This is a genomic window from Streptomyces sp. NPDC005151 (assembly GCF_053599875.1).
Map to the genome: position 1 here is coordinate 1 of NZ_JBSFYR010000152.1, position 10624 is coordinate 10624.

The 10624-nt window shown below is 68.4% G+C and carries 9 protein-coding genes and 2 pseudogenes; 7 read left to right on the forward strand and 4 right to left on the reverse strand.

Annotated features, from left to right (window positions below; all coding sequences use genetic code 11):
* Positions 1-80: 80 nt before the first annotated feature.
* Positions 81-524 (reverse strand): hypothetical protein, encoded by a 444-nt coding sequence (locus ACWD6R_RS38100; protein WP_451822946.1) that lies wholly within the window; start codon positions 522-524, stop codon positions 81-83.
* A 223-nt stretch (positions 525-747) separates the two neighbouring features.
* On the opposite strand from ACWD6R_RS38100, the gene ACWD6R_RS38105 reads away from it, so the two are divergent.
* The 3 genes and pseudogenes from ACWD6R_RS38105 to ACWD6R_RS38115 all read left to right on the forward strand — a co-directional run.
* Positions 748-2019 carry a sensor histidine kinase gene (locus ACWD6R_RS38105; RefSeq protein WP_451822954.1) on the forward strand — a complete coding sequence of 424 codons (1272 nt, stop codon included), beginning with the start codon at positions 748-750 and terminating at the stop codon, positions 2017-2019.
* A gap of 17 nt (positions 2020-2036) precedes the next feature.
* Positions 2037-2651: a LuxR C-terminal-related transcriptional regulator gene (locus tag ACWD6R_RS38110; protein ID WP_451822947.1), complete on the forward strand. Its 615-nt coding sequence runs from the start codon at positions 2037-2039 to the stop codon at positions 2649-2651.
* Positions 2652-2737: 86 nt separating this feature from the next.
* A pseudogene (locus tag ACWD6R_RS38115) lies at positions 2738-3118 on the forward strand (site-specific integrase); the annotation flags it as partial.
* 36 nt (positions 3119-3154) lie between these two features.
* Here the strand turns inward: ACWD6R_RS38115 and uppS are convergent.
* Complete coding sequence (uppS, locus tag ACWD6R_RS38120; RefSeq protein ID WP_451822948.1) at positions 3155-3931, reverse strand: polyprenyl diphosphate synthase; 777 nt, start codon at positions 3929-3931, stop codon at positions 3155-3157.
* Between the two features lie 244 nt (positions 3932-4175).
* Here uppS and ACWD6R_RS38125 point away from each other — a divergent pair, with 244 nt between their 5' ends.
* Positions 4176-5213 carry a methyltransferase domain-containing protein gene (locus ACWD6R_RS38125; protein ID WP_451822949.1) on the forward strand — a complete coding sequence of 346 codons (1038 nt, stop codon included), beginning with the start codon at positions 4176-4178 and terminating at the stop codon, positions 5211-5213.
* A 620-nt stretch (positions 5214-5833) separates the two neighbouring features.
* Positions 5834-6364, forward strand: coding sequence for an SMI1/KNR4 family protein (locus tag ACWD6R_RS38130; protein WP_451822950.1), 531 nt, complete (start codon positions 5834-5836; stop codon positions 6362-6364).
* A 303-nt stretch (positions 6365-6667) separates the two neighbouring features.
* Here ACWD6R_RS38130 and ACWD6R_RS38135 read toward each other — a convergent pair whose 3' ends face one another.
* Positions 6668-7234, reverse strand: coding sequence for a cysteine hydrolase family protein (locus ACWD6R_RS38135; protein WP_451822951.1), 567 nt, complete (start codon positions 7232-7234; stop codon positions 6668-6670).
* A gap of 120 nt (positions 7235-7354) precedes the next feature.
* Between ACWD6R_RS38135 and ACWD6R_RS38140 the strand changes: the two genes are divergently transcribed.
* The gene (locus ACWD6R_RS38140; protein WP_451822952.1) at positions 7355-7519 is read left to right on the forward strand and encodes a hypothetical protein; all 165 of its coding nucleotides are present in this window, start codon (positions 7355-7357) and stop codon (positions 7517-7519) included.
* A gap of 42 nt (positions 7520-7561) precedes the next feature.
* Positions 7562-7759 (forward strand): annotated as a pseudogene (locus ACWD6R_RS38145) (LysR family transcriptional regulator); the annotation flags it as partial.
* A gap of 170 nt (positions 7760-7929) precedes the next feature.
* On the opposite strand, the gene ACWD6R_RS38150 reads toward ACWD6R_RS38145, so the two are convergent.
* Positions 7930-10314, reverse strand: coding sequence for a SpoIIE family protein phosphatase (locus ACWD6R_RS38150; RefSeq protein ID WP_451822953.1), 2385 nt, complete (start codon positions 10312-10314; stop codon positions 7930-7932).
* Positions 10315-10624: the final 310 nt, after the last annotated feature.

Consider the following 10624-nt stretch of genomic DNA (forward strand, 5'->3'; position numbering starts at 1 on the left):
ATCTCCCCAGCCCATTCCCCCTGCATGCTCACAAGACTGGCCCCGGACCTGCCGGTCCGGGGCCAGAACGCAAAAGATTTTCAGCAGTCTTCTAGTCGACAGATTGACTCCAGCTCCAACAGCGGACGTTGCTGTAGTGCCGCAGTCATCGTCCGCCGTACGTCGAGCGAGCCCACTCGCAACTCCGCAAGGAGAGAGGCCGGATCGGCCAGGCGGCGCGCGAGCCGTCTCATCGGCCAGTGCGGCCGGGCGGCGAGCCGGACGGAGGCTGCCCGCAGCGCGAGCGGCAGCCGTCCGCAGGCCTCGACGACGGCGTGGGCCGCCCCGGGCTCCGCGGCGGTCCGGCCGCCTCCGGCGATCGCGGCGAGCAGGGCCAGCGACGCGTCGGCACCCATGGGATCCAGCGCCACGGTCCACGAACCGGGGACCGCAGAGAGCCGGTTGCGGCTCGTCACCAGGACGGCGGCGTCGGGCGTGGCCGACAGCAGGGGGTCCATCTGCAGCTCGTTCGCTGCATCGTCCAACAGGATCAGCAGCTTCCGGCCCGCCGTCCGGGTCCGTTACCTGTAGACCAGATCGTCCGTCCGGGCGGGCTTGCCGTTCGGCCCGCTGCCGGGCCCGTGACCTCCTGGTCCGATATGGCGGTGGGGCTGGCCCTACCCCCGATCCACGCCCTGGACCGATGGCACCGGGCGGGTTCACCCTCCTACGGTGTTCCCCATGCACCCTCGGAATGTGTGGCAGGCCATGTCCCGGCCGGGCTTCCTGCTGTCGGCCTGGCCCTGGCGTTCCATCGCGTACCTGCTTACCGGCGCGGTGACTGGCGTCGCCGTCCTGGTGGCGATCGTGACGGTGGCAGCCGTCTGCGGGGCGCTCGCCATCGTCGTGGTGGGGCTTCCCCTGCTCGTCGTGGTCGCCCTCAGCGGGATCCCGGTGGCCTGGGTGGAGCGGCGCAGGCTGCGCCTGATCGACCACGATCCGGCGTCCGGCCAGCACCAGGAGCCGGCCGCGCCGGGACTGTGGATCTGGTTGACCACCCGCCTGCGAGAGCAGGCGACCTGGCGGGAACTCGGGTACACGCTGCTGTTCGCCGGGCTGCTGTGGCCGGTCGACGCCCTGGTGATCACGGTCGCCCTGCTCTTCCCGCTGTCCATGGTCGCCACCCCGTTGCTGATGGCCACGGTCGGCGACGGCCACGAGGCGAAGGTGCTGAAGCAGTGGACGGTCACCACGTGGCCGACCGCGTTCGGCGTCGCCGTGCTGGGCCTGCTCCTCATGGGCCTGTGCTGCTACGCGCTCGCTGTCGCGGCGGGCGTCCGCGCCGAGCTGGCCCGGCTGCTGATCGCCTCCCGCGAGGGCGAGCTCGGCGCCAAGGTGGTCGAACTGGCAAACTCCCGCTTCCGGTTGGTGGATGCCTTTGAGTCGGAGCGGCGCCGCATCGAGCGCGATCTGCACGACGGCGCCCAACAGCGACTGGTGGCAATGACGATGACGCTCGGCCTGGCCCGACTGGACGTACCGCCCGGCCCGCTTGCCGACCAGCTCGCCAAGGCCCACGAGGAGGCAGGTAAGGCACTCGCGGAGCTGCGCGAGCTCATCCACGGCATCCACCCCAAGGTCCTCGCAGACTACGGCCTGCAAGCCGCGGTCGCCGACGCCGCGGATCGCTCCATGGTCCCCGTCGACGTCGACCTCGAACTGCCGGGCCGACTGCCCCAGGCGGTCGAGTCGGCGGCGTACTTCGTGGTCTGCGAAGCGCTCGCCAACGTCGCTAAGCACAGCGGGGCCGATCGCGCGCAGGTGACCGGCGGTCATCGCGACGGCCGCCTGTTCCTCCAGGTACGCGACGACGGCCGGGGCGGTGCGGACACCTCGACGGGAAGCGGACTCACCGGTCTCGCGGACCGGGTAGCGGTTCTGGATGGCAGACTTGCCCTGTCCAGTCCGCCGGGCGGACCGACCCTGTTACTTGTGGAGGTTCCTTGCGAGTTGACCAATGCAGCCGATCGCTCCGCGTAGTACTGGCAGAGGATAGCGTGCTGCTGCGGGAAGGACTCATCGGCCTGCTCAGCCGCTGCGGTCACGAGGTGGTGGCGGCCGTCGGGGACGCGGAGGCCCTGGTCGCTGCGGTCGAGGGGCACGTCCCTGACGTTGTGGTGACGGACGTGCGCATGCCGCCCGGCTTCCAGGATGAAGGGCTGCACGCGGCGGTGCGGCTGCGCGAGCAGTGGCCCACGCTGCCGGTCCTGGTCCTCAGTCAGTACGTGCAGCGGACGTACGCCTCCGAGCTCTTGGACTCCGGTGACGGCTCGGGAGTTGGCTACCTGCTGAAGGACCGCGTCGGCCAGGTCGAGGAGTTCGTCGACGCCCTGCACGAGGTCGCGGACGGTGGGACGGTGGTCGACCCCGAGGTGGTACGCCAGCTGCTGCGCCGCCGCCGCGATCCGCTTCAGCGGCTCACGCCGCGCGAGCGCCAGGTGCTGACGCTGATCGCGGAGGGTAAGTCCAACGGGGCTATCGCAAAGGAGCTGGTGGTCTCCGAGGCTGCTATCGGCAAGCACATCAGCAGCATCCTCACCAAGCTGGATCTGCCTCCGGCGGACGAGACCCATCGCAGGGTGCTGGCCGTCCTCACGTACCTGCGGGCCTGATCCGATGGCGCTGGCGCACCGGGCCACCGTGTGGCCCATGAGACAAGCCCGAGGTGCTGCCCGATCTCGTGTCCACCTTTTTGATCGCCCGGCTCCTGCCCCGGCTGCTGAAGGGCCGTACGCGCGGGCTGGTGTTCGTCACCCACCGGAAACCCGGCCCAGGGAAGGTCGTCAACCCGCGCGATGTCTGCCCGGACACCGGCCTGGCCCGGCTGTCGTACGGCCAGGCCCGCGCGCTGCTCGACGCCCACACCGCGATCCGCGGTGTGCCCGGCACCGGCTGGGACCTGCACGAATACCGTCACTCCGGCCTCACCCACCTAGGCGAGCAGGGGACGAGCCTGCTGATGCTGATGGCCAAGTCCCGGCGCAAGAAGCCGGAGAACGTCCGCCGCTACTTCAAGCCGTCTCCCGAGGCGATCGCCGAACTCACCAGCTTGCTTGCGCCGGGCAACAGCAGCAGGTGATCGTCGGATCTTGGCAGGCGAGGCTGCTCACGCCGCTCATGCGCCATAGCGACGTTGCCGGTCGGAGTAACTGCGCAAGGCGCGCAGGAAGTCGATCTCTCGGAAGGCGGGCCAGTAGGCCTCGCAGAAGTACAGTTCCGAGTAGGCGCTTTGCCACAGCAGGAAGTTCGACATGCGCTGTTCTCCGCTGGTGCGGATAACGAGGTCTGGGTCTGGTTGTCCAGCCGTGTACAGGTGGCGGGTGATGTCGTTCATCGTCAGGCACGCTGCCAGGTCTTCGAGGGTGAGCCCGGCTGCTGCCTGTTCGTAGAGCAGTTCGCGCACGGCGTCGATCACTTCCTGTCTTCCGCCGTAACCGATGGCGAGGGTCACGTGTGATCCGGTGGCGCAGTCACGCGTCGCCTCCGCCGCTTCCTTGAGAGCCTGCGCCGTGGAGTCAGGAAGGGCGTCGAGGGTTCCTGCGATCCGCACCTGCCAGCGGGCCCCAGGGCGAGCGAGATGAGCTGCCATCACCTGCTCGATCACCTGCATGAGGAAAGACACCTCGACGTCGCCGCGGCGCTGCAAGTTCTCCGTGGAGCAGACGAAAACCGTCACATGTTTGATGTCGGCCGCCTCACACCAGGACAGCACGTTCTTGACGTGCTCGGCACCGTACCGATGGCCGAGGCTCGGGTTGGTCATGCCCATCTGACGGGCCCACCGGCGATTCCCGTCCATGATCAGCCCGATGTGCTCGGGCAGCGCCCCGGCTGCGGCCTGCCGACGCAGCCGACGGGCATACAAGGCGTAAAAGAGATCGGCAGTGCGCATCGTGAGGCCTTTCGCGTGGTGCCCGGGGAGGAGGTGCGAGTTCTTGACGCGTTGCAGAAGTCGGCTTGTCGCGGTGTCCGGCCTCGTCCGCAGTACCGGCCCGGGTGAGCCAGGTCGGGGACGTGCGCAGCGGATGTCGCCAGCGTCCGTCGTGCACCGCCACGGGCATACTACGTGTCGCGTAGTACGTGCTGTGTAGCATCATAGGAACGCATCCCGGAAGCCGATCGCAGCTGGAGCAGCCATGCGCACCAACGACGCCCAGATGCTTGTGCTGTGCGCACTGACCGACGGACCGCTGCACGGATACGCCATCAACGCGGCGATCGAGCAGGTCTCCGGTCATCGCCTCGGGCCCGGCAGCCTCTACGGAGCCTTGGCCCGTCTGGAGGCGAAGCATCTGGTGGAGCCCCTGGAGGGAAAGGGCCGCCAACGCCCGGTCCGCCTTACACGCGTCGGGCGGGAGCTGCTTGAGCGAGAGGCGCGCTTCATGGCCCGCGTGTCCGGGCGCGTATTCGAGAGTGCTGTTCCTGATGAGATCGGTTACCTCGACCGACTGGCCGCGACGGACCTGGCTCGTTCCTACAAGAGCGTCATGCTCGACGCACTGGATGCCCGGCCCGGCGAAATCGCACTCGACCTGGGCTGCGGACCGGGTACGGATCTGAGCGTGCTCGCCAGGGCGGTCAGCCCGTCGGGGAGGGTGATCGGCATCGACAGCAGCCAGGAGATGGTCGAGCAAGCGCACGGGCGCACGGGAGACCTCCCCGCGGTCGAGGTGGAACTGGGCGACCTCCACACGCTTCCTTTCGAGGACGGCAGCATCGACCGTGCCCGGACCGACCGTGTGCTCCAGCACGTGGCGGACCCGGCCCAGGCGCTCGCAGAGGCCCGGCGTGTACTGCGCCCGGGCGGCAGACTTGTCATGGGCGAACCCGACTGGGATTCGCTGGCCGTCGACTACCCCGACATCGAGGTCTCGCGTGCTTACACCCGCCACGTCACGGATAAGGTGGTGCGCAACGGGGTCATCGGCCGTCAACTGCCCCGGCTCGCGCTGGACGCGGGGTTCTCGGTACCGACCGTCGTCCCGGTCACGTCGGTCTTTCGTGATGTTCGGGCCGCGGACCAGGTCCTAGGCCTTCAACGCAACACCGAGCGTGCGGTAACTGCGGGCTACCTGTCCGACCCGGCAGCGCAGGGATGGCTCGATCATCTCGCCACGAGCCCCTTCTTCGCCACAGTGACGCTGTACGTCGTCGTTGCAGAAGCCATTTCGTAGTCGTGGATGCCCGCCGACCGCCCCCGCTGGTTCGCCGCCTCCCGCACGTTGCCCACCAGCCGGGCCAGGCGGCTCACGCCCGGCAGCGGCACCCGACCCTCGCGCAGCCACCCGGCCGCCGCGTCGAACAGCGCCTTCGGCCCGTCGCCGGTCGTCCAGACCCCAGCGCCGCGGACGGCCGATTTCGGGGAGCGTCCAAGCTCACCGGAGCCGGCGTCCGACGCGTGCCCTACTCCTGGTCGGTGGCGTCGGGAGCCCGCAGCGCACACAGGCCGCCGGGCAGACCCGGAAGCTGAAAGGATTAGCGGCCGCTAAAGGCCCGACTCCTGTGCGTGGAGGTCGAGTTCGCGTGCGCCAGTCGGTTCACGCGCTGATCCCGCTGTTGCGGGTGCGGACCTGGACCGAGCCGTCGAGCACGGCCGCCGGGTCGGATCAGGTGACGCCGAGCATCCGGAAGGGCTCGGTGGAGCGGTCGGTGAGGGCGCAGCTGGCCCGGCCGCCCCCCTCGTCGAGCGTGATCGTGACGATGGGGGGCCTGCCGAGCGGCAGGGTGGACCGACCCGCAGCCGTGGGTCGATCTGGAGCGGGAGTTCGGGTTTCGCTTCCCGGGGGACTACCGGATGTTCGTCGACGCCTACGGCACGGTGCTGATCAACAATCAGCTGACGGCATTCCACCCGGCGACGCGGTGGTTCGACCTGGGCGAGCGGATCCGAGAAGAGCCCGAACTCTGGGCTGAAATCCCGGAGGAGCTGCTCCCGCCGTATCCGTTCGGCACCGGGCTGGGGGAGCTGTTTCCATGGGCTCACTCGGCGTCGAGCGAGAAGGCGTACTTCTGGGTTCCCCGTGATGACGCGGACCGTTGGGTCATCGGTGTGATCGAGCGGGACGAGTGCCTGTACGACGAGTACGAGATGACGTTCAACGCATGGATGTTGTCCTATCTCAGGGGGAGGAGATGGCGATCTGTTCCCAGAACTTCGCGCCGGACCGCCCCTTCTTCACGGAGCTTCCGCAGCCCTGATCACTTACGGGCGATGAAGCAGCCGCGGCCCGCCAGTTCTCCTGGCGGGCCGCGGTGTGTGAATTCCCGATCGTCCTTCGGGGTGTCAGTGGCTTGTCAGCTGCAATCCTGTACTTCGGCTGGATGAATTCGCGGGTGCAACTCTCATCCGGGGCGCGCCTCGGCAGGCCTGCCCAGATGTGCCGCAACACGACAGCTGTCACCGAAGCAGGGTTGTTGTCACCGAACAGTCAGCAGCAGGCCGCATCGTCAGCTCTTCGTCCAGCGGAAGAAGAGCTGCTCGTCCGGCCCTGCCACCAGGCCGATTGGCCGCCGGTCAGGACGAAACCCATGTCGGTGGTCTCTCCCGGTTCACATCGCCGAGAGCGTGGCCGGGGTCGCAGGAAGAGGGCTTTGCGGGGCGTTCGCTCGCCGTCGGCCGTGCCCCGTCTCAGGTGCTGGAGTTCACAGCGAAGTCGACGTCCTCGGTGTGGACCGTGCCCGCGGTCCGGCCGGGAGCCGTGTGGTATTTCCAGTACAGGTTCGTGTGGGCGATGACCTTGGCGGGCGTCGGCGCTCCGTACTGCGACAAGTCCTCCGTGGTGTGGGCGTCGCCGACCAGCGTGGCGTCGTAGCCGCGGGTGATCGCGCCGTGGAGCGTCGAGCGGATGCACGCGTCGGTCTGCGCGCCGACGACGAAGAGCCGGCTGATGCCGCGCGCGGCGAGCACCGATTCCAGGTCGGTCTCTTCGAAGGAGTCGGCGTACGCCTTCTGCACCAGGGGCTCGGAATCGCGCCGCACGAGTTCGGGTACGTACTGCCAGCTCTCGCTGTCCCGGGGCAGCTCGTCGCTGTTGTGCTGGACCCAGACAACGTCGATGTCAGCGGCGCGCGCCTTGTCGACCAGGGTGCCGATGTTGGCAACGATACCGTCCCGGGAGTGCGCCTCCCTCACGACGCCGTTCTGTACGTCTATGACGAGCAGGGCGGTGTTCGGCCGGTTGACGAGCGTGCTCACGGTGCCTCCTGGCACATGGGGATCGCGGTCTCGACGATGCTATGCCAATTCGGGCTTGTAGCGGGGCGTCGTCAAACTGCAGTGGCAAGTGGCCAAGGATCAGGGATCCCCGGTCTCGAGGTGCGGATCCCCAAGGGTTCCGTGGTCCGTGACGCCAACGGCAACCCGGTCACCGAACTCGGTATCACCGCGATTCCGATCCACTGGCCGCCGTTCCCGCACCCGCAGAACAGCGTGGTGCCGGTCTGCTTCACCGTCCGGCCCGGCCCGGAGGCACTGGCTTGAGGGCGGGGCGTCCGTACCGGAGGGGATGCCGCTGATGTCGACCTGCGCAAGCTGCGCTACTTCGTGGCCGTGGCCGAGGAGTTGCACTTCGGCCGGGCTGCCGAGCAGCTGCACGTCACGCAACCGGTGCTCTCCCGGCAGATCCGGGCCCTGGAGCAAGAGTTGCGCGCACAGCTGTTCACCAGGAACAAGCGGTCCACCGAGCTGACTGCCGCCGGCTGCCAGTTGCTGGAGGACGCCCGGTGTCAGCGATCAAGCGGCCCCAGCGTCACAAGATCAGCGACAGAGCCGGTGAACGTGCTCATTGTTTGAGGCTCTCCCGCGGCCCTGACGCGGGCTCTGTCAGGCTTTCGTGGAAGACTGCGGCGCATGTCTGTCGCCGACCGTTCGGGGCGCGCCAGTGCGCGGACTCACTTCCGCTCACTGCCAAGGAACGGTTGCTCGGCCCAGATGGTCTTGCCTGTGCCCGTATGCCGCATTCCCCAGCGCTCGGTGAGCTGGGCGACCAGCATGAGGCCTCGTCCGCCCTCGTCAAAGATGCGGGCACGGCGCAGGTGCGGTGCGGTGCTGCTGGCGTCGGAGACCTCGCAGATCAGTGTTCTTTCCTTGATCAGCCGCAGCTGAATGGGCGCGGCAGCGTAGCGGATCGCGTTGGTCACCAGCTCGCTGACCACGAGTTCGGTGACGTAGGCCAGGTCGTCCAGCCCCCAGGTGTGGAGTTGGGCGGTCGCCTGAGAGCGGGCTTCGGCCACAAAGGCCGGATCGGCGGGAAGATCCCAGACGGCGACGTGCCCGCTGTCCAGGGCGCGGGTACGGGCGATGAGCAGCGCGACATCATCGGCGGGCTGCTCGGCGAGCAGAGCATGGAGCACGCGGTCGCAGGTGGTCTCCAACGACGGAGCCGCGTCGGCGAGGGCCGTGCGAAGGGCGTGCAGGCCGGCGTCGACATCGCGATGGCGCGCCAGGACAAGGCCGTCGGTATAGAGGGACAGGAGGCTGCCTTCGGGCAGTTCGCGTTCAACGGATTCGAATGGCAGCCCGCCCAGGCCGAGCGGTGGGCCGGTGGGCAGTTCGAGGACGTCCACCTTGCCGTCAGGGGTCACCAGAACGGGCCAGAGGTGGCCGGCGCTGGCGAGCGAGCACTTGCGGGAGATGGGGTCGTAGACCGCGTACAGGCAGGTGGCTCCGAGTTCTCCGAAGGGCGGCTCAGCTCCGGACTCGGGCCCGGATCCGAGCCGGACGACCAGGTCGTCCAGATGCGCAAGCAGCTCGTCCGGGGCCAGATCGACGTCGGCGAGGGCGCGTACGGCGGTGCGAAGGCGCCCCATGGCGGCGGAGGCATGGATCCCGTGACCGACCACATCGCCGACAACGAGGGCAACGCGGGCGCCGGAGAGTGGGATCACATCGAACCAGTCACCGCCGACACCGACCTTCGAGTCTGCGGGCAAATAGCGGCTGGCTACGTCGACAGCGGTCTGATCGGGAATCCCCTGCGGCAGAAGGCTGTGCTGGAGGGCCAGAGTCGTGGTGTGTTCGCGCGTGTAGCGGCGGGCGTTGTCTAGGCAGACTGCGGCGCGCGCCACAAGTTCCTCGGCGATCTGCAGGTCGTCCTGCTTGTACGGCGCGGCGGACGGATCCAGACGGAAGAAGAGCACGACGCCGAGGTTGGTGCCGCGGCCGCGCAGCGGCACCGCCATCAGCGAGTGCGCGCGGTGCCGACTCACCCAGGCGGATCTGTCCGGGGCTTGGGCCAGCCAGCGGGTGATCTCGGGCTCGCCGATCTGGTGCACGGTGCCGCGACCGGTGGCCAGGCAGCGAGCCACCGGCGAAATCTCCGGGTAGCGGGACAACCCGCCGACCGCAACGGCAGCCTTCACGCGGGGGCAGACGGCCACGCGCCGCAGCAGCAAGGGACCGTGGATGGGAACCGGCGGAGGCTCGTCGCCGTGCAGCACGGGGTCGAGGAGATCGACCAAGACGTAGTCCGCGAGGGCGGGCACGGCCACGTCGGCCAGTTCCTGGGCGGTGCGGGTCACGTCCAGGCTGCTGCCGATACGCCTGCTGGCCTCATTGAGCAGCGCCAGGCGTTCGCGGGCCGCGTACTGCTCGGAGAAGTCGAGGGCGGCCAACTGCACGCCGTGCACCAGCCCGAGGGAGTCCTTGAGCGGGGTGAAGTGGGTGATCCAGGCATGCGCTTGGGGTTCTCCTGGCACCTTGACGTACATCTCGATGTGCTCGGGCTCACCGGTCCGCAACACGCGATCGACGGACTGCTCGGGGACCCGGAAGGCGGGATCGGGCATGTGCTCGGTGATCCGGAGGCCGCGAAGATCCCGCTCCGAGGCGGCGAGCTGCTTGCTCATGGGCTCGTTGACCCGCAGGAACCGGCCCTCGGAGTCGTAGATCGTCAGGGCGAACGGCGACTGGTCGAACGACCAGCAGAGCAGAGGGTCCGTGGCGCGGTCCACCTCCTCCTCCACCGGGACGCCCTCCAGTAGCCAACTGGCTCGCCCGTCACCCGTGGGCAGCGGACGCGCCCGCAACCGGCACTCGACCGCGCTGCCGTCCCGGTGGCGGAGTACCACCCGCCCGGTCCAGTCCTCCTGCCGACCCAAACGCTCACGAACGCCGACGGGGAGGGGCGATGAAAGTAGCGCCGCCGCGAGCCGGCCGACGGCCTCACCGGCGGAGTACCCGAGCAACTGTTCCGCACCGGTGCTCCAGCTGGTCAGCGTCCCATCCGGAGCTGCCACGGCAAGAGCCGCGGCGGAGGTGAGGGAGTCACGAGGCATGCTCGTCGGTGTGTCCATGGCTGATCCACCCGCCTTCGAGTCCACTGCTGATTCAAGGATCTCTCGGTCCTGCCGCCAGATCGCGTTAAACGGGGCCGCACGTGCCGGACGCAGAGAATCGGACTCCGGGGGAATCAGGGAGTCAACGACGGTGACCATCCGTAGCGGTTGCCGGGCAGGGTGTTTCGCAGTGGATCGATTGGTCTGGGGATCCTGGGGGCTGTCGATTAATAACTACTTGGTTTGATCGGGTAGTGGCTGGTGTCCGGCGATGGCTGCGAGTTCGGCAGCGGTGGTCGCTTTCATCGCG

Coding starts and splice junctions, on each gene's coding strand:
- ACWD6R_RS38150 (WP_451822953.1), bottom strand. CDS start 10,314: ATGCCTCGTGACTCCCTCACCTCCGCCGCGGCTCTTGCCGTGGCAGCT.
- ACWD6R_RS38105 (WP_451822954.1), top strand. CDS start 748: ATGTCCCGGCCGGGCTTCCTGCTGTCGGCCTGGCCCTGGCGTTCCATC.
- uppS (WP_451822948.1), bottom strand. CDS start 3,931: ATGCGCACTGCCGATCTCTTTTACGCCTTGTATGCCCGTCGGCTGCGT.
- ACWD6R_RS38125 (WP_451822949.1), top strand. CDS start 4,176: ATGCGCACCAACGACGCCCAGATGCTTGTGCTGTGCGCACTGACCGAC.
- ACWD6R_RS38130 (WP_451822950.1), top strand. CDS start 5,834: ATGTTCGTCGACGCCTACGGCACGGTGCTGATCAACAATCAGCTGACG.